Annotated in this window: 14 protein-coding genes; 6 read left to right on the top strand and 8 right to left on the bottom strand. The window is 42.9% G+C overall.

What is annotated here, in order from left to right:
* Nucleotides 1–78: 78 nt before the first annotated feature.
* A complete protein-coding gene (locus tag PseudUWO310_RS14325; RefSeq protein WP_142602394.1) occupies nucleotides 79–366 on the bottom strand; it encodes a hypothetical protein in 288 nt (95 codons plus the stop codon).
* Between the two features lie 215 nt (nucleotides 367–581).
* On the opposite strand from PseudUWO310_RS14325, the gene PseudUWO310_RS14320 reads away from it, so the two are divergent.
* The 3 genes from PseudUWO310_RS14320 to galT are packed head-to-tail and all read left to right on the top strand — an operon-like array spanning nucleotide 582 to nucleotide 4,426.
* Complete coding sequence (locus PseudUWO310_RS14320) at nucleotides 582–1,436, top strand: Tab2/Atab2 family RNA-binding protein (RefSeq protein ID WP_142602392.1); 855 nt, start codon at nucleotides 582–584, stop codon at nucleotides 1,434–1,436.
* Between the two features lie 41 nt (nucleotides 1,437–1,477).
* On the top strand, nucleotides 1,478–3,388 hold the full coding sequence (locus tag PseudUWO310_RS14315) for a diguanylate cyclase domain-containing protein (RefSeq protein WP_142602390.1): 1,911 nt from the start codon (nucleotides 1,478–1,480) through the stop codon (nucleotides 3,386–3,388).
* A 30-nt stretch (nucleotides 3,389–3,418) separates the two neighbouring features.
* Nucleotides 3,419–4,426, top strand: coding sequence for a galactose-1-phosphate uridylyltransferase (gene galT / locus PseudUWO310_RS14310; RefSeq protein ID WP_142602388.1), 1,008 nt, complete (start codon nucleotides 3,419–3,421; stop codon nucleotides 4,424–4,426).
* A gap of 388 nt (nucleotides 4,427–4,814) precedes the next feature.
* Here galT and PseudUWO310_RS14305 read toward each other — a convergent pair whose 3' ends face one another.
* From PseudUWO310_RS14305 to PseudUWO310_RS14290, 4 genes are all read right to left on the bottom strand, one after another.
* Nucleotides 4,815–5,948: a diguanylate cyclase gene (locus PseudUWO310_RS14305; protein ID WP_142602385.1), complete on the bottom strand. Its 1,134-nt coding sequence runs from the start codon at nucleotides 5,946–5,948 to the stop codon at nucleotides 4,815–4,817.
* Nucleotides 5,949–6,052: 104 nt separating this feature from the next.
* The gene (locus PseudUWO310_RS14300) at nucleotides 6,053–11,398 is read right to left on the bottom strand and encodes an ATP-binding sensor histidine kinase (RefSeq protein ID WP_223805671.1); all 5,346 of its coding nucleotides are present in this window, start codon (nucleotides 11,396–11,398) and stop codon (nucleotides 6,053–6,055) included.
* A gap of 13 nt (nucleotides 11,399–11,411) precedes the next feature.
* Entirely contained in the window at nucleotides 11,412–12,773 is a 1,362-nt protein-coding gene (locus PseudUWO310_RS14295; RefSeq protein ID WP_142602380.1) for a cytochrome P450, read from the bottom strand.
* A 35-nt stretch (nucleotides 12,774–12,808) separates the two neighbouring features.
* Complete coding sequence (locus PseudUWO310_RS14290; protein ID WP_142602378.1) at nucleotides 12,809–14,731, bottom strand: iron uptake porin; 1,923 nt, start codon at nucleotides 14,729–14,731, stop codon at nucleotides 12,809–12,811.
* 475 nt (nucleotides 14,732–15,206) lie between these two features.
* Here PseudUWO310_RS14290 and PseudUWO310_RS14285 point away from each other — a divergent pair, with 475 nt between their 5' ends.
* Nucleotides 15,207–15,716, top strand: coding sequence for a hypothetical protein (locus PseudUWO310_RS14285; protein WP_142602376.1), 510 nt, complete (start codon nucleotides 15,207–15,209; stop codon nucleotides 15,714–15,716).
* Nucleotides 15,717–15,917: 201 nt separating this feature from the next.
* On the opposite strand, the gene PseudUWO310_RS14280 is transcribed toward PseudUWO310_RS14285, so the two are convergent.
* Entirely contained in the window at nucleotides 15,918–16,940 is a 1,023-nt protein-coding gene (locus PseudUWO310_RS14280; protein ID WP_223805670.1) for a S1C family serine protease, read from the bottom strand.
* Nucleotides 16,941–17,402: 462 nt separating this feature from the next.
* Here PseudUWO310_RS14280 and PseudUWO310_RS14275 point away from each other — a divergent pair, with 462 nt between their 5' ends.
* Nucleotides 17,403–19,226 (top strand): ABC transporter ATP-binding protein, encoded by a 1,824-nt coding sequence (locus PseudUWO310_RS14275; protein WP_142602372.1) that lies wholly within the window; start codon nucleotides 17,403–17,405, stop codon nucleotides 19,224–19,226.
* A gap of 98 nt (nucleotides 19,227–19,324) precedes the next feature.
* On the opposite strand, the gene PseudUWO310_RS14270 is transcribed toward PseudUWO310_RS14275, so the two are convergent.
* Nucleotides 19,325–19,765, bottom strand: a complete 441-nt coding sequence (locus PseudUWO310_RS14270; RefSeq protein WP_142602370.1) for a winged helix-turn-helix transcriptional regulator — start codon at nucleotides 19,763–19,765, stop codon at nucleotides 19,325–19,327.
* Nucleotides 19,766–19,888: 123 nt separating this feature from the next.
* Here PseudUWO310_RS14270 and PseudUWO310_RS14265 point away from each other — a divergent pair, with 123 nt between their 5' ends.
* Nucleotides 19,889–20,497, top strand: a complete 609-nt coding sequence (locus PseudUWO310_RS14265) for a flavodoxin family protein (RefSeq protein WP_142602368.1) — start codon at nucleotides 19,889–19,891, stop codon at nucleotides 20,495–20,497.
* A gap of 119 nt (nucleotides 20,498–20,616) precedes the next feature.
* Here the strand turns inward: PseudUWO310_RS14265 and PseudUWO310_RS14260 are convergent, their stop codons facing one another.
* The gene (locus PseudUWO310_RS14260; RefSeq protein WP_142602366.1) at nucleotides 20,617–22,434 is read right to left on the bottom strand and encodes a pentapeptide repeat-containing protein; all 1,818 of its coding nucleotides are present in this window, start codon (nucleotides 22,432–22,434) and stop codon (nucleotides 20,617–20,619) included.
* Nucleotides 22,435–22,632 lie beyond the last annotated feature (198 nt).

Raw genomic sequence — 22,632 nt, 5'->3', positions numbered from 1 at the left:
AAACATAAAACCCTAAAACCTATAGCGGACGCGCAGCGTCCGCTATAGGTTTTAGGGTTTTTAATTATGCCCAGCTACTTAATACAAAAATAGTTGCGTGGCAGCTACTGAATCATCTGTGACGAAAATTTGTTTGGTCTTGTCGTCGCTCGCCTTATCCTTGGTTTTTGCTGGATTGATAAATAAGCTAATGTTCTCGATGGGCGCAATTTCAGAATTTTGTTTCTCGATCGAAGCATCTGGTTTGAAGTCTATTCCCTCATGGTTTTCCTGCATTGTATCTAGCCATTCGTAGGTATCTAAGTACGATTTTGAGATTGTAAAACTATTGTTGGCAATTTCATCAAGTCGTTTGCTATTCTCCAAGGGCTATCCAGCCAAAACCGAATATAGCTGTCGCCAACTGTACTAGGACATAAAAACCAAGAATTAATTGGCGGCGCTTCGCGCCGCCAATTAATTCTTGGTTTTTGATTTGTCCTAATTCAAGTGACGGTAGCTATACCTAAAAAAATCTAGAGGTAACGATCGCGATACCATGAAAAAAGTCAAAATAATCAAACCAAAGCAAAAAGTAACTTATGTCGAAAATTTGGGAGTTAGATTTTTATTCCCGTCCCTTACTGGATGCCAATAATAAGAAAGTGTGGGAACTGCTGATCTGCGATCGCGATCGACAGTTTGAATGGGTACGCGAATGTCCATCTACGGAAGTGAACTCAGAATGGCTAGCTAAGCAACTCACCGACTGTGTCGCCACTAATGGACAGACTCCAATAAAGATTCGCTTTTTCCGTCCTAGCATGACCAATATTATTATGCGAGGCTGCAAACTCGCTGGGATTACGGGGCAGGCTTCGCGGCGAGTGTTTACGATGTCCGCATGGTTAGCGGAGAGAATGGCGAGTATTTATCCCAATCGCGATGGATTTCAGGCTGTCGATCCCAATCCTCTACCCTTAAAAGTATTAGCCGCGCAAGATCCCAAACCCGTTCCCGATGCCCTCATGGGTGAAAAATGGATATCCGTATCCCTCAAGGCAAGCGATTTTGCAGAGGCAAAGGAATGGTCGATGGATTTCAGCGAACTTCTGGATGTCAGCCATCTCGATCCTGACACAATTGTGGCGGGAATCATTATAATCTCTGCTAGGGCGACGGCTTTGGCAGCTTGGATGTCGGGAGTCGATCCTGTATTTATCAAGTTTGAGCGGAATTTATTAGGCGATCGCACCCAAATGCAGTTGGAGGCAAGTGCTGATGCGCGTTGGGTCTTAGCAAATTTGCAAGCTCCTAAAGATAAATTAGCGATCGCTCAGGGGGCTGACTTTGAGAAGGCTAAGCAAAAGTCTCAGGGTTTTCATTTTTTGGCGATCCAAACTAATGCCGAAGAGGAGCATTTTGCTGGATTTTGGATGCTGAAAGAAGTTATGTAACCTGTAAAATAAAAATTGCCTAATAATTTATAGTGCATTACATGAAAGGCAATCGGTTATTTCAGAAGAGAACTATTCGATTTGTAATTTTTAATCTTCTTGTAGCGATTGCCTACGCTATGGGTGTCAGGCTCAGTCATGAGTTTGCCACTTTACCTGCCACTGTTGCCTCAGTTTGGTTTCCCTCAGGGATGACATTAGCCCTAGTGTACCTACTAGGCAATCGGGCTATTTTAGGAATTATCTGTGGGTCTACCTACGCACTTACGCTCGGTTTATTCAAAGTCAATCCGCCTCTACCAGTCTTTAGTTTTTTAATAGTTCTTACATGCTGTGCCTGTGCCAATGTTCTCCAGCCATTGCTTGCTACCTATTGGATCAAAAAATACGCAAGGCATCAAGATATTTTTAGTCATGTTAATACCGTAGTTTTGTATATTGCGGCGGCGGTCTTTGCGCCGATGGTGTCGGCGAGTTTAGGGGTTACCAGTCTTTGCGTTGCGGGAGTTATTAAATGGCATGGCTATGGTATTAGCTGGGTGACATGGTGGTTGGGGAGTGCGCTTCCGCATTTAATATTTACGCCAACTATATTGTTATGGAAAAACCTATCTCAGCCAAATGAACACCGATGGCTCGAGATTACCTTAGTCCTATTTGTGTTTTTATGCGTTAGTTGGATTTGCTTTTTAAAAGGCTATCCATTGGCGTATTTGCTCCTACCCATTCTGATCTGGACGGTTTTTCGCTATGGTAGTTTTTTTGCGAGTCTATTGGTAAGTCTTGTTTCCCTAATTGCAATTTTATCCACAGCTAGAGGGCATGGACTCTATATCGAGAATTCTCCCAATCAATCATTATTGCTGTTGCAATCTTTTACCGCCGTTTTTTCGCTGACATCACTCATTCTCTCTGCGGTAATTGACGAACGGAAAGAAGCGGAGTTGTCGCTGAAGCAGACGATGGAGAGTCTGGAAACACAAGTAATTGAGCGCACTAAGGAACTGCAACAAAGTAAAGCTCAACTGAGCGGGTTTTTCGCTTCGGCTCCTGTGGGGATGGGGATTGTCGATCGCCAACTTCGATATATAAGGATCAATCCATTATTAGCAGAAATTTACCAAAGAGATATTGATGACTGTCTGGGTAGGAGCGCCCAAGAGATCGTCCCCGATTTAAGTTTACAGATTGAAGCTTCTCTTAGTGAGGTTTTTAAGACAGGAAAGCCGCTCTTAAATCAAGAAAATGCTAGTAATCTATATAACCCAGAAGGAACTCTGCAAACTTGGCTATCATCCTATTTCCCAATTTTCGATCTCGATGATATTCCCGTTGCGGTTGGTTTTGTGGTGTTTGAAATTAGTGATCGCAAACGAGCCGAAGCTGACATGAAGTATGCCGAATCTATTCTTAGAAAGGCAAATTTAGAACTAGAAAGTTTGGTTAATATTGATGGTTTGACCCAAATCGCTAATCGCCGCTGTTTTAACCAAAGGCTAGAATTGGAATGGGCGAGGCTAGAGCGCGAACAGCAACCTTTGACCTTGATCTTGTTTGATATTGACTACTTCAAGCGGTACAACGATTGCTATGGGCATCAAATGGGTGATGATTGTTTAATGGCGATCGCCCAAGCGGTGAAGCAAGTGTTGTTGCGTCCTGCCGATCTGGTTGCACGTTATGGCGGCGAGGAATTTGCTGTGATTTTGCCCAATACTGACGAGAAGGGAGCAATTATAGTCGCTGAGCAGATCCGCAAGACAATTACAAATCTATGTATTGCCCATCAAAAATCAGATATCGGCGATATAGTTACGGTTAGTATTGGTGTAGCTAGCCTAATACCCAACTCTATCCAAGAACCATCCATGCTTGTTAAGCAAGCGGATGTAGCCCTTTATCATGCCAAGCAGAAGGGACGCAATCAGTCCGTGATGTTTTCTCCATGCTAAGTAGTTCAGTATCGTTAAACCTCAACTGCTATGTCCCACCTTCGCCAAAATGTAATTACTAAAGACTGGGTAATCTTTGCGACCGAAAGATCCAAACGTCCCCATGAATTTGCGCGATCGCAGGATGAGCTCCCACCTGAGTTACCGATTTATAGACATAGTTGTCCTTTCTGTAAGGGTAACGAGAATCCCTCGGAGATCGAATATTTGCGTATAGAGAACGAGCATGGTTGGCGAGTTAGGATTATCCCCAATAAATATCCCGCCCTCTCTCCGATCGGCGATCGCATTCGTCATAATGAAGGGATTCATCGTTCTATGACAGGTGTCGGTTACCACGAAGTGCTCATCGAACATCCGCATCACAATGCCACGATTGCTCTCATGGAAACGAGGGATGTCGTTAATATCCTGAAAGCATACCGTCAGCGCTATGACGTGATTCGTCGTGATCAACGGATTGAAAGTATCATTATTTTTAAAAATCATGGTGAAAGTGCAGGTACATCCTTAGAACATCCCCATTCGCAAATCGCAGCCACGCCAGTTGTACCCTCGCAAATCCGTTGTCGAATGATGGAAGCAGCGAGTTATTTTGATGACATGGGGGAATGTTTGTTTTGCCATACCCTCAGAGATGAACTGCAATCTCAAGAGCGGATCGTCCTAGAGAGCGCCCATTTTGTGGCATTTATTCCCTATGCGGCGCTTTCTCCATTTCATCTATGGATATTTCCGCGCCGCCATACTTCTTCCTTTGGGGCGATTACTGATATCGAATTAGAAGATCTTGCCTATATGCTAAAGACAACTCTGGCGAAGCTTTTTTATGGTTTAAATAATCCTGCTTACAATTACATAATTCGCTCTTCACCAACGGATGATAAGCAGTCTGACTACTTCCATTGGTATTTAGCGATCGTGCCGCGAGTCTCTCAGGTTGCGGGGTTTGAGTTGGGTAGCGGGATGTATATTAATACTGCTATTCCAGAGGATAGTGCTAAATTTTTGCGAGAGATTGATGTGGAAACTCACTAAAACCCAAGACCAGAGAGAGTACCGCCCGCTACGCGGGCGGTACTCTCTCTGGTCTTGGGTTTTATACCAATTAACAAAAGTGTGGCTACACTTTTGTTAATTGAAAACCAAACCCAGTAAGGTTTTAACCCACATTCCGCTCGTAATGGAAGCCTAAAAATATTTAAAACGAGACAATAAGGGTTTCAGTGATTTTTGAAAAAATTAATGATATTAATTCCTATTAGTGCATCACTATTTGAAGTATTAAGATAGTGATATTTTTGCTGGTGAAGCTCAAAACACTTACTGTATAAGGATTTGTTTTCTAAATACTTTTTTCAGTAAAATAAGAGCGGAATGTGGGTTTTAAAATCACAAAATGGCGTAGCCATTTTGTGATTTGGTATTACTTAGATACTTCGAGATGAGTACAGTAGCGATCGCGCCCCTGCTGTTTGGCTCTGTATAGAGCTTGATCGGCCTGTTCGATTAATTTATGGTGAGCGATTTCAGGGGTTGGTAGCATTGCAGAAATCCCGATACTAATGGTGACCGTCGGTTTCACCCTAGAGGGCTGATGGGGAATGGCTAAATCTTGAATTGTCTGCTGAATCCTCTGGGTGACTACAATTGCGCCATCTAAATTAGTGTTGGGAAGGAGGATTGCGAATTCTTCACCACCATAACGAGCAACAAGATCCCCAGCACGGGTTACTTTCTTATAAATCGCTTGGGCTACCTCCGTAAGACAGCTATCCCCCGCCAGATGCCCGTAAAAGTCATTATAGAGTTTAAAGAAATCTAGATCGAAGAGAATTAATGAGAGCCATTGACGCTGTCTTGCTAGCCAAGCCCATTCCTCCGTTAGCCGATTATCAAAGCAGCGACGGTTTGCGACCATGGTTAAACCATCAATATTTACTAAAGACTCCAGTTTTTGATTAGCTTCTTTAAGCGCAATTTCGACTTTTTTGCGCCGTTCAATTTCTGCTTGTAATTCGATCGTTCGAGCTTCTACGCGTTGTTCGAGCTGACAATTTAGCAATTCTAACTCTGTATAGGAGCGATAGGAGCGTAAAGCCGTAATAATTGTTGTGAAAAGCCTATGGGAAGTGAACTCTGTCTTAGTCTTATAATCGTCAATGTCATAATCGATAATTACCTGTCTTTCTGGAACTAGTCCAGCCTGCCCCGTTCGTAAAACGATTCGCATGGCTCGATTTTGCAAGGTTTCGCGAATATATTTGGCGGTTACTAAACCTGCATCGTCAGATTCCATAATGACATCCAGCAAGATGACAGCCACATCAGGATGTGCGGATATTAATTGACGGGCTTCAATTCCTGAATAGGCATTCAGGAATTGCAATTTTTTATGATCAAAAATGAAATCTTCTAAAGATAGTTGCGTAATACTATGAATTTCACTTTCGTCATCGACGATTAAGATTTTCCAAAAGCCGCAGTCATGGGATGAATTATCATCAGTTTCATCAGCAAATTCTAGAATATCTGCAATTATTGGATCGGTATCAATCATAGAAGATATCCAAATTCTATATACTAAATGGAAAATACTTCGATTTTATTCTAGAAGAATTTCCTTGAACTACTGCTTATTTCAACCTTTGAAATTATACCAAACTATAGACAAATTGGGATTTGAATCAGAAACTTTGTCCCAACACCAACTTGACTTTTGCAAGTAATATTTCCTTGTAGTTTTTGGGTGATGATATTGAAAACTATGTGAAGCCCTAAGCCGCTCCCCCCTTGTCCTCGTTTAGTTGTATAAAATGGATCGAAGATTTTGCCTAGATTGTCATTGGCAATACCCTTGCCATTATCACTAAACTCAAATAATAGGCGATCTTCAATTTTAGAAATCGTAAAGATGATAATTCCTTTGTCATCGGGATCGTAGGCATGAATTAAGGAATTCATAACTAGATTGGTCACTATTTGGGAAATCATGCCAGGATAGCTATCAAGAATAATATTATCCTCACAATCAATACGAACATTAATATTGGTGCGTTTGAGCTTGGGTTGTAGATTAAGTAAAATCTCTTCCAGATATTCTTTAATATTAAAAGAACGTCTGGTTTCGCTTGACTGATCGACGGCTACTTGCTTAAAACTTTGAATTAATTCGGAAGCTCGATTTAGGTTTGATAGGACGATTGCACTACTTTTTTGCACGGTATCCATAAATTTTTCTAAATCTGAGCGTTTCATCGTTCCATTCTTAAAAGCTATTGTCATCTCTTGGATTTTATCAACGACTAAGGAGGCTGCTGTCACACCAATACCAATCGGGGTATTGATTTCATGGGCTACCCCCGCAACTAGTTTTCCTAAGGCTGCCATTTTTTCGGAGGCAACCAGTTCGTTCTGAGTAGCTTGAAGGTTTTTCAGAGCCTGTGATAATTCTTGGGTGCGATCGCTGACTAGTTGTTCTAAATTTTCGTTAAAGCGTTTGAGATTGGTGTATAAACGGGCATTGTTGATGGAGATCGCCGCTTGGCTAGATAACAGGGTTAGCACTTCAAGGCGATCGGCGGTAAAGACATCGGCTACCAGTGCATTTTCCATATAGAGGATACCAGCTAGTTCTCCCTGATTTAGGAGCGGAATGCATAGGACTGATTTTAGCTGTTTGGCTTCAACGTAGCGATCGCTCGTAAACATTCCTTCCTGTGTGGCATTGCCCAAGACAATACTTTCTAGAGTCCGCACGACATAGTTGATGATAGATGTAGGCACAACCTTGTCCATTGTTTGCGATCGGAGGACTTCAATTTGATTGTTCTCCGCATTCCCCGAAGCCTCAATTTCAAAATTTCCATCATTCTCCAAAATCAAATACCCGACCTGAGCGCCAGCATTTTCGATCAAAAGTTTCATTAGTTTGGCTAAGAGATTTTCTAAGTCGATCTCATCAGACAGAACTTGGAAAGTTTTCACAACCGAAGCTAAGTCGAGCCTCATCAATTTACTGGTCGTACTCGTTAAACTCGCATCTCTGGTGGAAAGATCGCTAAGAAAAGCAATTTTTGATTTGAGCGAGCCGAAACTATTAGATTCTGGCTTCAGATAGCTTTTTTCTAAATGCTTTACTTTTGCGGTTGCCCCCCAACTTTGATAGCAGGAAATCGCATCCAGAAAATAAGCTTGGGCAACTTTTTCTTTATGTATTTGCAGATAAAATTTACCAGCCAGTTCGTTGGCTAAAGCTTCTTCTTGAATATATTCATTATTTCTGGCTCCGATGATGGCGCGATCGTAGTACTCCATGGCTTTGAGTTGTTGCCCACCTACAGCCATGCGCTCAGCTTCCACTAGATCGTATTTATGCTGGAAGTTGATCGGACAGTATTTTGCCCATCGGCGCATTTTTTTCTGGTTTTGAGCGACCTGTTGGAGATAATTACGGCGGGACTGTTTGGGTAAATGCCGACATAAGCCCAGACAGGCAAGGGATTGATACAGATTATGATTGGTGACTGGATAGGCGCTGACAACGGAGCGGGCATAGGGGATGGCTTGTTGAAAAGCATCGATCGCCGTTTTGTAGTCCTCAAACAAATAATGGGATATTCCCTTAGCCGTATAGGTATAGTAAATAGGAATACCATTTTTGTTATCTAAAAAGATCGGTAGAAGTTCTATTTCATTAAATGCTTCGCCAATGAGAAATGGTGTATGCTCGCCAAAACCTGCAAGATTAAGACATAGTTGGTGTACGGCTTGGATTTGCTCGACTATATAGGACTGCTTAATTTTTTGAACTAAGAAAATTCGGTAGTCTTGAAAACCTTGGATTACCGAAGTAAGGGAATCTCCCATGAAAAAACGATTGAGGCAATAGGCTAAGACGCAAAAGCCAGTGGCGCTATATTCCCCTAGTTCAATGCCGAGTTGGATTGCCCTTTGCAGACTGGGCAAGGATTCGCGTAAATGTTCTTTCCAATGTCTCAGACAAGACTCAAAGGCAACAATCGTCAATACCGCGCCACGCCGAATATGATGTTTCTCGATCAATTGCAAGCTCACGAGACCAACGCGATAGCTGCCTTCGATATCCTGAAACACTACCCAACGAATTAATCCATAGGCGGCTCCTTGAATTATGCCATTGGGGGCAATTCCATATTGTAAAGTCAAGTTCACAACACGGAGAATTACCATGCCGATAAGCAGGGGATTTAAATTGATCGTGGCGGCGGTGAGAGTGGTAATAATGTCTAATACTGCCAACTTGTAGGGGTCGGTCATGGTGGGTAAATCCCACCAGTTATCGATCCTTTTGCGACGAGCATTAAATTCAGTCAGCAATGCTTCGAGCCCTACCTGCAACTCATTGGGCGAAGTAGGAAAGGATTCTCCCAAACGCGTGAGGATATAGGTAACCGTTGTGGATACCTCATGAAATTTCTGTTGTGAGGTATAGGCTTCAAGCTTGATTTTATAAGAAGCAACTGTATCGAGAATATGTCGCGCATTTTCCGTAATTCGATCAACTAGGCGGTGGCATTCATCGCAATCGGTATTTAAATATGCTGCTTCGGCGGCGTTATGGTAGAGGGATAAAGTGAGTTGATAGTGGTTTTCCCAAGTCTGAGTTGGAAGTAAGGTGATCCCAGTTGCAAGATACTTGTGGGCATCAGTATAGGCATTGGAATCCTTAGCTTTTTTGCCTGCCAATAAATTTAATTTAGCAAGTTCGAGTCGTTCTAAATTATCCTCAATCAAGCTCATTCCCATATTTAAATGGTTCGCAATCTGAAAAATTTTCTCTTCGATCGCATTTCTATTTTCGAGTTCATCCTCCTTGGCTTTTTTATGTAATTGGCGACCGATCTTGAGATGGGTAACTTGCTTTTCTGATTCAGGAATGAGGGCATAGGCGGCTTGCTGCACGCGATCGTGGAGGAACTTGTACTCCACTACAAAATTTTTGGTCAGATCGTGATCATCATCAACGCTAAAAAACTGATAATTATTTGTTAACGGTAAAACTAAACCCTCTGATAATACGGGTAAAAGATCTTCGGTAACCCATCGATGCTCACGATCGGCGGCACTTGCTAAGGTTTGTGAATCAAAATAATTGCCTATACAGGCGGCAATCTGGAGGGTCTTTTGGGAATCGGTAGATAGTTTCTGGATTTTACCTAACATCAGATCGATGACATTATTTGTAAATCCTGCGTTCTGAATTTTAATTAAATCCCATTGCCAAGAGCCTTTTTCTAAATCGAAATTGATTAAACCTTCTTCATAGAGTGATTTTAAAAATTCGTTAATAAAAAAGGGATTCCCGTTGGTCTTTTGGAGAACGAGTTCGGATAAAGGAACAATGGTAAGGCGATCGCATTTCAGCGTGTCCGCGACCAAACTATAGACATCCGCCCGACTGAGGGGTAGTAGTTCGATCTCGTTTAATGGTGTCCCATGGGCGGCAATCTGATGAAGAGTGAAATTTAAAGGATGTACCGCATCTACTTCATTACTACGATAAGCTCCGATAAAGAAGAGGAATCGACTATCATTGGAGGTAATGAGTAATTGTAAAAGCTGGAGAGACGCGGCATCTGCCCATTGAATATCATCTAAAAAAATCACGAGTGGATGACTGGGACGGGTAAAGACGCGCACGAAATTCTGAAAAACCATATTGAAACGATTTTGGGCTTCGGCGGGTGAAAGTTCTAATACCGATGGTTGTTTACCAATTATCAATTCCATCTCTGGGATGATATCAATAATAATTTGCCCATTTTCTCCGAGAGCGGCAAGGAGGCTTTCGCGCCATTGCTGGAGCTGACGTTCGCTTTCCGTTAATAGCTGCTTGACTAGTTCGTGAAAGGCACTAACAAAGGCGCTATAGGGAATATTTTGCTGAAATTGATCGAATTTTCCTGATATGAAGTAGCCCCGCTTTTGGGCAATGGGTTTATGAATCTCAGAGACGAGTACTGACTTGCCAATACCTGCTTCTCCCTTGACAATCATTACTTCTGAGCGACCAATACTCACACATTCAAAGGCTGCCAATAGCAACCAAATGTCCTCTTCTCTTCCATAAAGCTTCTGAGAAATTTGAAACTTATCCGATACATCATGCTCGCCTAGGGAGAATCCATTAATTACGCCACGATCCTCTAAAAGTTTTTTACAGAGAATTAAATCTTCCTTCAGCCCTAGAGCGCTTTGATAGCGTTCTTCGGCATTTTTGGCTAAGAGCTTCATGACCAGATCTGAAACCATGAGGGGAATCTCTGGATTGAATAGGTGGGGTGGGGTAGCTAACTTGGCAATATGGCAATGGACGATCTCACTGGGGTCTTCAGAGATAAATGGAAGTTGATTGGTCAGTAATTCATAGAGAGTCACTCCCAAAGAATACAGATCACTACGGTAATCGAGGGGACGATTCATCCTGCCCGTTTGCTCAGGGGATATATAGGCAAGAGTCCCTTCGAGGAGACTAAGATTGCAAAGTTGCGGACTTTCCCGCGATAAAATATTAGAAATGCCAAAATCGATGATTTTGACGCGATCGGTTCTTGGATTAAAAACGATATTAGTGGGATTGATATCTTTGTGAATTACATTGGCGGCATGGATTTCGCTGAGGATCCCTGCAACTTGGGCGGCGATCGCTAAAATCTCTGTCAATTTAAATCGGCGCGATGTATTCAAGATACAGAGAGACTCGCCTCCGAAATCCTCAAAGGTGATATACCGAAACTGTTTATATTTGGTAAAGCCATAGGTCTTAATCACTCCCTCAATATCTCTGAGGCGATTGCAGATTTCGTATTCTAATTTGTAGCGAACGATTTCTTCGGGGGTGGGGTAATTGAGTTTGAGTATTTTTAAGATAACGGGTTGGAGATCGTCATGACGATAGCCTCTGTAAACTACAGATTGGGAACCTTCATAAATTAATGAATTAATCTGATAGCCAGAAATCTCAATCACAATCGGTTTGCTCCTATTTTCGTCTTTGGACTTGCAAGTAAAACCTATTTCTCGGTGACAGAGTCGGATTGTTGATAGCTTGGATTTGATAATTGGGAGATTCTAACGAAAATTCCAGCTGATGTAATAGGGTTGCCATCGTCAACATGATTTGGACTTCGGCTAAACCATTGCCCAGACATAGATGAGTACCCGCCCCAAAGGGGGCAAAGGCTCCATTTTGTTTATGTTCGCTGCGGGGTGGATGAAAGCGATCAATATCGAAGACCTCAGGATTGGGGAAAAACTGCGGTAGGAAATGGGGAACTGTGGTTGCAATGATTAAAGTTGTACCGCGATCGACGCGAAAGCCTTTAAAAGTGAAAGGGGCGATCGCCGTTCTTTGAATGGCGGCAGCGACGGGATACATCCGCAGGGTTTCCATGGCTGCCCCATGCAAAGCGCTCATGCCGCGTAACTGTTCGGCTTTGGGGAGGCCATTCTGAAAGAGGAGATCAACTTCCTGTTGTACTTTTGCCATGGCTTCAGGATTCTTGAGTAAGGCGTAAAGCATGAAGGCACAGGTATTTGCCACCGTATCTAGACCCGCTAGGTAGGGACCAATCGCTGCTGCAATTAATTCCGCTTCTGATAGCATTGGCTGCGCTTTTTGGGAATCAGCAATTAGATCGTCGATTAAGTTAGGGCGATCGCGTTGACTTGTGCGATCGCGATTTTTGGCGATCGCGAGCCTTGCTAGTTCAATTACCCTCTGTTTTGCCCGTCGGTAGGAAGGTTGGTATAACAAAAATGACGGCCATTGCTTGGTCACCATTACATTTAAGGCAGTCTTTAAAAATTTAACTAGATCGGCACAGTAGTCCGAAGGCGAATAATCCGCTAGTAACATCCCCAATTGTTCGCAAATGATTTGTTGCAAGAAGGGCAAAACTTGGAGTCTTTGTCCCGATTCTACTCGGTCGGTCAGATTGGTGATTACTTGAATTGTTTCAGGAAAAGCATGAATGATGGCATTGCGCGAGTAGCCTGATTGCAAAAGTCGGCGCATCTGTTGATGGCGATCGCCATCTAAGCTAATCAGTAATTCTTCAGTCCCCAACTCCTTCGCGAAATCTTGCCAAAAATCTTTACTGCTGAGGAAATCTGCCCCAGTTTGGTTGACAAACTGATTGGCTTCAGAACCTGCCAAGACTGTAAATCGCCGATGAGCAGCTCTAATCCGAAAAATTTCGCCTACATCATGATAGCTCTTCACAAAGAAATTGAGACTATTGCTGCTTAGTTCTAAACTACTGCCTAAAAATGGAAGTCCTGTAACTAGGGGCGGTAGGGGTTTATTCGTAATATCTCTCGACCAAATGGCATTATCGAGCATTATCTTTACTCCGTCTTGAATTAGAAATTTCGGATCTAGAATAAAAACTGTGTGCGCAATACTGCTCCCCAAATTGTGGGGTTACTACTAAAATTATTGGCATTAAAGGTGGCAAATAGCGAAGGCGTGAGGGTGATAAATTTCTGAATGGGATAGGAATAGGTTAGTTCCAAATCATATTGAGTGCCACCATCGCCATTACCAGCAACGAGGAAATTGCGTCCCGAAAGCACCTGAAAAGGAATGGATAGGGAAATTGTTCCTAAAGCTCCTTCCTTCCCTAGATCGGGAAAGGCTAACCCAAACTGGAAGGCTTGCAAATTCACATTTCCCCCTGCGATCGCTAAGTTGACGGGCGCAATCCGAAAACTACTATAGGAATAGCGCCCAAATAAACCCAAAGATTTATTGAGGAGCCAGTCAAAGTTAAAGACAAAGTTATCGCCCGTACTGTCCTGTAATCTACCGCCAAATCCATCATCCACAACTCCTCGCGCGGAATAGGTCAAGAAGAATGGAAAATTAGGTTGACCCAATGGAGCCGCAGGAGGGGCTTGGTTGTAGGTGCGGCTATAAAGAAATCGTAAATTGAGCGCATCGCTCGGTGAGTAGGTGAGTTCGGTGAGGATTTGATTAGAGCCACCAAATAAACCGCGATTGGGGTTACTGGCACTATCGGTAAAGTAAGTAAAAGAGCTATCGTTACGAGCAAGGTAGCCCGCTTTTAGTAACAATTGCTCGGACATGCGCCAATTCAGAATGGCTCCTGCTCCCGATAATCCATTATTGGCAAGGGGACTCTGATAGGAGTTTAATCCGCCAGCGCCATTAATTACGGATGTAAATCGATTGACATCAAACTGACGGAAAGGAAGAATGCGTGGTCCAACCTGTAACCTTAAATTATCATTAATTGGGAAACTATAGAAAAACTCAAATAACCCTACAGTATTTGGGGCTGAAGGTAAAACTGGATTGGAATCGGCATAGGGAACTCCAAAAGTGCTGGAAAATCCAGCCGAGCTATAAAAACTTGAGGGCGGATTCCCATTACCCATGGCTAAAATTAGATTGAGACTATCACTTCCTGTAAACGAAGATGTGAGAAGTAGATAGTTAGAATAACTGAGGGTATTGTTGGGGTTCCCCGTAATCGTTCCCACTATGGGACTTCCTGTGATGGGGTTACGCGCCGCAAATCGCGCCACGGGGATACTACCAGCTATGGGCAATCCTTCTGCAAGAATATTGCCACTACTAAAAGCACTACTAAGATTAAAGGAACTGAGAATATTTAATTTTGTGGTTGGGGAAAATTGTTGGGCTGCTATCTGATTGCTTTTAGTTTCAAGAGTCTCCACTTTCCCTCTTAGCATTGAGAGTTCTGTGGCAAATTCTGCTTGAAGTTTTTTGAGTGTCGCTAGATCGGCTTGACTGATTTTATCGGCTAGCCCCGCACTTAGAATCTCATTAATTTTATCTAAACAGGCATTTAAACCCGCCGCAAATTCGTAGCGGGCGATCGCTTGTTTACCACGATAGCTTTGGTCGGGATAGCCTGCTATACAGCCATAGCGCTCTACTAAACTTTGCAGGGCTGTAAATGCCCAGTCAGTAGTTTTGATATCTGAAAGTTGTGATACTGAGTTAACCGAGGTATTTATCAGGTTATTTATTGGGGCATTTATCGGGGCATTTATTGGGGCATTTATCGGGGCAAAATTCAGGTTCGGTTCGGTGGGAGCTAAGTAATCGGGAATGCGATCGCTGGGTTCGATGAGCTGAGAATTTAATGAATTGGGATCGGAATGATTAAGGGAAGATGCGATCGTCTGGTTCCCATGTAAGGTTTGGTTGGATTCCAAAGCCAAGGCTCGATTATCAATGAACCCTATGTCTAACAAGGGACTCAAGATAGAAGATGCAACTAAAAAAGCCGAATAAATCTTGAAATTCATTAAATTCTTACACACCACAGAGGACTTTTAGAGGGCTTTCTTAGTATAGTTGAAACCGATATTTTCCATGCCACTTGCAAATAATTTATCTTGAATCGATTAAATTTCATGATTATATGATTTATGTGTATTTTGAATTTATTTTGAAAGAATTTGAATGCTAAAAATTGCTATAAATCTTGTTTGGTAGGCTTTAGGGGTTTTATTTTCTAATAGAAGTTAGGTTGACTATCGTGATCACAAATTATTCTTAGTTGAGTATGATTTGTGAATTCAAAGCGTATAAAATAAGTTTAAAAAGTCTCCCCCATAAATGATTTACTATGTCTATAAGTAGCTAGATGTAATTAAATATAAAATCCCAAAACCTGTAGCGCACGCGCAGCGTGCGCTACAGGTTTTGATTCTGGGTTTTATTTATGCCCAGCTACTTAGTTAGGATTGCTATATAGGTTTAAGCAATAGTCTTAAAAATATGCTTCAAATTCAAAAAAATCTTGCTCAAAATTTGCTCTCTTTGCTCTCTCTATCTATTCTCGCGATTGGATGGGGGATGATTGCTGATCGGGGTTTTGCGGACAATAGCTCTAAAACTCATTCCCCTATCGAGATTTCTATGGAAAATTATCAAAAATCTCTGGATAAGGGCGATAAAGCTTCTGAATGTAAGCTCTTTACGATAATAACAGATAAAGCTTCGGGGGCAATGGGAACGACAGATTTGAGTGTAGCCTTACGTTATACCAGCGATCTCAAACAGGATTTAATCAATTTGCAACTAGCTGACAGTCAGCTTAAATCTTTACAAGAAAAATATTTACAGTTTGCTAAAGAGATGGAGGGGCAGTTAGTGAGAGTCAAACGCGATCAGTCGCAGGGGGACTATGGAGCTGTGCAAGCGGCAGTACCAACTTTAACGGCTACTGGCAATCGAGGGTTAGAGCTGCAACAAACGCTTTGGCAATATTGTGGAAAGTCTGAGTAATTCACAAAAAGATGAGTGGCGGAGCTTTGCTCCGCCACTCATCTTTTGGGTTTTATGTCCTAAGCGAACTTTACGTTGCTATAAGTAGCTGGGGATAATTAAAACCCAGAATCAAAACCTGTAGCGCACGCTGCGCGTGCGCTACAGGTTTTGGGGTTTTATGTTTAATTGCGCCTAGCTATTTAAGAGAGAGGCGATCGCCTAAAATTTGATTTGATAATTGGTAATTCCTGTATTTCTGGCTACGCTCAAAAGTGCGGAAGATGGATTTTGGGCAAGATAATCCACGATTTGCTTCGCATCGCTAAGAGGTGCGCCATTTAGTCCAATCAGGCGATCGCCACGTTGTAATCCCATGCGACTGGCAAGAGAGTTAGGATTAACTGCATAAACAGTGAGACTGTTAGGATTGAGAATTACTCCTAACTGTTTGCGATCGCCTGTTTTGGTGGGAGATGTGGGAGATGTGGGTAGAGTAATTGCTGGAGTCGGGCTTGATGCACTGGGAAGACTGGCGATCTTGTTTGGCTGAGCTATAGCGGCACTGCGCGTCATGAATTCCTTGGCAATAGGGGCGCTAATCGCAAAGCCAATGCCCGTATTGGAACGACCGTCAGGGCTGAGAATTGCTTTGTTGACCCCGATGATTTCTCCCCGTGAATTAAGCAAGGGACCACCTGAATTGCCAGGATTGAGTCTAGCATCGGTTTGGAGATCGCCATCGGCAGCGATACGGCTGAGAATGCCCGTTGTCAGCGTTCCCGATAGACCGAAGGGGCTACCGATCGCAAATACTTTTTCTCCTACTAAAATACTGTCGCGATCGGCAAAGGATAGAGAAGGAAAGCGATCGCTAGAGGCAATTTTGACTAAGGCGAGATCGTTTTTGCGATCGGTGGTTACTACCTGTCCGCTATAGGTTTTACCTTCGCTATTGATGATACGGACATTACCGTTCTTGGCATCGCGAATTACATGTTCATTGGTAATTACTAAGCCATCAGGGGTCATAATGCTACCCGAACCTGTACTAGTTGAGGTTTTGATCGTCACTACCGCAGGATTTGCGGCACGATAGACTTCCATTGTAATTTTTTCTTCAGGCTCAAAATCCTTGGGGGCGGCATTGGCGGCTTTGCTGAAACTGGGGATGCTGATTAATAATGCTGATAGAATGCTTAAGGTGATTGCTCTCGATCTCATGTGCTTCTCTACTGCCTGCATAATTCCTGATATGCCAAGATTGACGAGCTTAATGATTTGGCAGTTCCGAGAACCGTTTAAGCAATTTGTCGTGGGTTTTTAGAAAGGTAGATCACATCAACAATTGAAATAAGTAGTTCAGCGAAGAGCGTACTACCCACTACGCGGGCGGTACGCTGTTCTAGGTTTTAAGTTTATACCAAGTTACAGCGCATTGTGCTCAAACCCAAATCAAAGGAATTTTTGAAAGCGTTGCAAAGCAACGCTTTCAAAAATTCCTTTGTGGTTCGTTTGATCGATAATTGCTGTAAGAAATGGCGTAGCCATTTCTTAACTTGGTATAAAACCCCAAAGATGAGTGGCGGCGCTTCGCGCCGCCACTCATCTTTGGGGTTTCTAACTCAAGCATTGTTATATCTGTTAGGCTAGCAATAGGTCAGTGCTTCATTTGAGGACTTATCTTTTCTATTTTGGTTACGGAGCATGACAGCTAATTTTTGGGACATCGTTCGTTACTTTAAACGCTATCAAAAAACTGCAATCTGGAGCATTACAGGTTCCAGTTTATTTGAAATTATCGATTTGACCGTTCCCTATACTGTCGGACAAATCCTGAATGTCTTGTCAGGGCGCGATCTAGATAGCGAAATGTATTATCTCGTCGCCGCTGTCGCGACAGTATTGAGACAGCCAGTTAGTCAAACCATCGCATTAATAATTTTATTGGGGTTAATTTTTGTCGTAACGGTGGTGCGCGCGCCGATACAGGTATGGGTTGCCAATAACTTCCATTGGCAAATAGCCCTTGAAACTCGACGCGATCAGACGCAAAAGGCGATCGCCAAAATCTTGACCTTGCCCATTGAATTTTATGATGAGAATAATGCAGGAAGGATCGCAGGTCGAGTCGCAAGGGGACTCGCCAACCATATGTGGTCTTACCCTGAGATTGCGGGGCAATTGATTCCTAAATTAGTCCGAATCCTTGGCATTTTCGCTATTATTTGCGCGATCGCTTGGTGGATTTCTGCTTTCTTTTTAGTTTCATTCATTTTGATTCTCTGGGGAAGTTTGCAAAAGCTGAAGGGATTAGTGAAGACGGAAGAAACCCTTGATATTTATCAAGAAAATACGGAAAGTCGTACTTCGGAAATCATTACTAATATCAAAACCGTGAAGGCGTTTGCCAATGAATCTAAGGAATACAAACGACAAAGCGATCGCCTTGTCAGGGAGGCAAAAGTCTCGCTGTGGGGGATTCACATCGGCTATGTAAAGCTGGGAATGGTGCGCGATACCGTGCTGGAGGCTTGTCAATATGTGGTGTTTGGAGCGGCATTGTTTGCCACCTTTGGGGGCAAGATGTCCATCGGGCATTTCATTACCATCTCGACCTTGGCAAGTATGGCATATTCCGAAATCAAGCCGATTTGCTTGCTGGCAGAGGTCTTTGCCCGTCGCTACTCCTCGATGCTTCGGTTTCACGAGTTCATGAAGCAGTCCAATGGTCAAGATTCGGCGATCGCTTTGCCATCGGGAATGCAATATCCGCAATATCAATTTTCGGGCAAAGTAGAATTTCGTGATCTGACCTTTGGCTACGATCGCCAACGCCATGTATTGGAAAAAGTCCAATTCATCATTGAGCCCTATGAAACGGTTGCCCTCGTTGGTCGCTCTGGTTCGGGTAAATCCACTTTGGTCAAGCTATTATTCCGCTACTTTGAGCCAATCAGTGGCGGTATTTTCATTGATGGTCGAGACATTAAGGATCTGGATATTACGGGCTATCGCAAACGCTTAGCGATCGTGCATCAAGAAGTGGATATCTTTAACGGAACGCTAATGGATAACCTCATGTATGGCAATCCGACCGCTACCTTCGCCCAAGTTCAAGAAGCCTGTGCGATCGCCAGTGTAGATGAATTTTTGCATCAGTTTCCCCTTGGCTATAACACTATTGTGGGTGAGCGTGGCGTGCGTCTATCGGGCGGTCAGCGTCAGAGACTGGGCATTGCCAGAGCTTTACTGGTTAATCCCGATGTGCTGATATTTGATGAAGCCACTTCTAGTCTGGATTATGAATCGGAGCGATCGATTCAGCTAGCGATGCGACGGATTCAAGGAACCCGTACGACCATCGTGATTGCCCATCGTCTTAGCACCGTTCGCGATGCCGATAAGATCGTTGTTTTAGATAAAGGTCGAGTCGTGGAATTTGGTTCCCATCATCAGCTTCTAGCCCAAGGAGGAATCTACCATCGCCTCCATTCATTGCAAGAAACTGGAGAATTATTAAGCAGCTAGCTAAGCAGCTAAGTATCAGTAACCTTAATGCAGCACAGCAAAGATAAAACCTCAAAGATGAGTGGCGGCGCTTCGCGCCGCCACTCATCTTTGGGTAGTTAAGAGTGTAAAGTCCAATCGGCGGTAAGCTCGTTTCGGTCTTGGTTTTTAACGATGCTGAACTGCTGCGTAACGCTACTATTTTGGGCTTGAGGATAACAAGTAGTGGACTTTTCTTGTCCATACCAACGTTGAGCCAACCCGTTTAATTGATCCAAAATAACTACGAGTTCCTTGGCTTTTTCGGTTAATCCATAGGTTACTTGAGGAGGAACTGTGGGTTCGTAGTGGCGATATAAAATTTCTTCCTGCTCGAGCATCCGCAGACGTTCAGTTAACATTTTGGTGGAAATACCATCAATTTGCCGCTTCAAAGCGCCAAACCTCTGGGGACCTAAATTGGATAGCACCCACAAAATATACAGAGTCCAAGGTCCTGACAATAAGTTTGTCAAAATGCTGACGGGACAAGGATTGGGTTCTCGCGATCGCTGTGCCATAGCTAGTTACCAGAAAGTTACTACTAGTTACAATTTAGTACCTACTTTACTTTAGTAGGTAGTTACTTTTAGTATCTATAAGTGTCTAATTGTAGCTCGAATAGGTAACTCAAGGAGGGTTCCATGCCATCAATCGCCATTGTTTATTTTTCTGGTTCGGGACATACTCACTTAACTGCTGAGGCGATCGCTGAGGGAGTTCGCAAAACTGGTAATCATGTCGAACTGCTGCGGATTAAAGGAGAGCAAATTACTAATGGACGTTGGCAAGATGACGAAATTATGGAAAAGCTCGATCGTGCCGATGCGATCGTTTTTGGCTCGCCAACCTATATGGGTGGTGTAGCTGCGCAATTCAAAGCCTTTTTAGATGCTAGTAGTTCTGCTTGGTTCTCTCGAAAATGGAAAGATAAAATTGCCGCTGGATTCACCCATTCGGGTTCTCTCAGTGGCGATAAGCAAGGAACTCTAATATATTTATCCATCTATGCGGCGCAACAGGGTATGGTGTGGGTAGGCGCGGGGGATTTACCCAGTCAATACCTAGGCAAAACTGATGGTGTGAATCGATTGGGGTCTTTCCTTGGCATTATGGGACAAACTATCATGAGTATGACTGGCGGAGAAGCTATTCTCGATTCTGGCGATCGCTTAACCGCAGAATATTTTGGACAACGGATTGCTGAAGCAACCAAGCGCTGGAATCTTGCTCAAGTAGCGATCGCCGCTTGAGCATATAGCTGTCGCCAGAATAGTGTTGCTACGCGGAGCGTGGCAACACTATTTTGGGTTTTATGTCCTAGCTTCGCCCCGAAATGCTATTTCTTGACTGGCAAGGGAGTAGTCGCAAGCTAAGTAGCTAATGGAATAAAACGTGATATGCCTTTCCATACAGTCTGAACTACTCGCGCAAATCGATCTACATCCATAATGCCCTGATGGGTATCATCGTACTCCTGCTTAAAATCAGCTTCTATCCAGTCATACATTTTGCCACTATCGAGATTCTCAATCACTTCTAACTTGTGATTTTCTACTTTTTGGGTATATTTGGCATGGATATCTCTAGCAAGCTTGATGAATGCAAGTAAACTTTGAGAATCATCCAACTTATCCACATTAATCAATTCTTCCACACTTTCTTCTAACAATAAAATATTGGCTTGGAGCTGACGAATCACATCCATGACATCTAAAATTCGCTCTTCAAAATTTGCCCTAAATCCTTCTAACTTGCGACGATTTTCTTCCTCTTTGTCTTGATATACGGAACTGGCAACGCGAGTTGCACCAATGGCGATTAAATTTTTCTCTTCGTCTGGAGATAGCCCGATACTGCCTCCAAGTAAAGCAGAGCTTAGAACCGCTCGATCCCAATTAACTTCAGTGAGTTCGGAAGATCGCAGATCGACATAACTCAAATTAGCTTCAGTGAAATCAACGCTAGTTAAAAAAGTCCGACTCATACCTGCATGGTTTAAATTGGCGTTGTTTAAGTCCACCCGTAAGAGATTTGCGCCATGCAACTCGGCACTGGTCAAATTCACATAGCTCATATCGGCATTACTCAGATATACGCGACTGAGATCGGCATGGGATAGATTGCAGTTTCGCAGATTCGCATCACCCATACTTACCCGAATTAACTGGGCATTCGGTAGACTAGCTTCTTGGAGATTCGCCAAAATTAATTTTGAACCTGTGAGGTTAGTGCCAATTAACTTTGTCTGTGTGAGGTTAGCAAAGCTGAGATTTGCCCCAATAATCCTTGCATTACTCAAATCCGCCTTATAGAGATTGGCATAGATCAAATTTGCACGGCATAAATCGGAATTACATAGATTTGTATCGCTTAAATCAGAGCTATGAAAGTCAGCGCTATCAAGGTGGGCATTGCTCAAATTAACCTTTTTGAGGTTACACCGATTTAAGTCTGCTCCACTTAAATTAATGTTATTGAGATTAGCTTCACTTAAGTCCGAGCATCTTAACTGTACTCGAATTAGCTTTGCTGAAGCTAGGGTTGCTCCTCTGAGGCTGGCAAAGCCTAAATTGGCAGCATATAGTTCTGCGAATTTTAAATTGGCGCTATCAAGGTTGGCATTGACTAATTTCGCTCCATTCAGAGATGCAAACTGGAAAATAGCGCTCTGAAGATTGGCTTCACTAAGATCGGCAGCATTGAGATTCGCCTTGGTTAAATTTGCTCCACTTAAATTCCCCTTAATTAAAACTGCATTGCGCAAGTTGACATTCTTCATCTTGGCATTGTGTAGATCTGCCTCTTGCAAATCGGCACGATTCAATAGAGCTTCATTCAAGATCGCATTACAGAAATTTGCTCTGCGAAGATTCGCTCCTGTCAAAGTAACCTTACTAAAGTCAGCATTGCGACAATCAGCATTTTCTAAATTGGCACTTTTCATCCAATTCCCTGACAATTGGGCCTGGGATAAATTCGCACCATAAAGTCTGGTTCCTCCAAGGCGAACATTAAGTAATTTAGCTCCAATTAGACTAGCACCAGTAAGATTTGCACGCCGTAGATTTGTATTTTCTAAAGTTGCACCGTCCAGATTTACACCTTCTAAATTTCTATAACTTAGATCTAGATTCGACAAATCTTGGTTGCTATAATCTCCGCCTGCTCTCAGATCTTCTGCAATCATCTAATTTCTCTTGAAACTACCGTAGCTAATTATTAAATGATAACTAAATTCTTTTAAATTGCTAAGTAGTTCAGCATAATTAAAAAATAAAGCCAGAGAGCGTACTGCCCGCTTAATGGGCGGTATGCTCTTCTAGATTTTATTTTTGCTTATGTTTAGCTAAGTAACTGATCATAATTAAAATCCCGATCTAAAACC

The sequence above is a fragment of the Pseudanabaena sp. UWO310 genome (assembly GCF_006861605.1).
Taxonomy (GTDB): domain Bacteria; phylum Cyanobacteriota; class Cyanobacteriia; order Pseudanabaenales; family Pseudanabaenaceae; genus Pseudanabaena.
The sequence above is the reverse complement of the archived record's forward strand: the minus strand, read 5'-3'. Positions and strand labels throughout refer to the sequence as shown.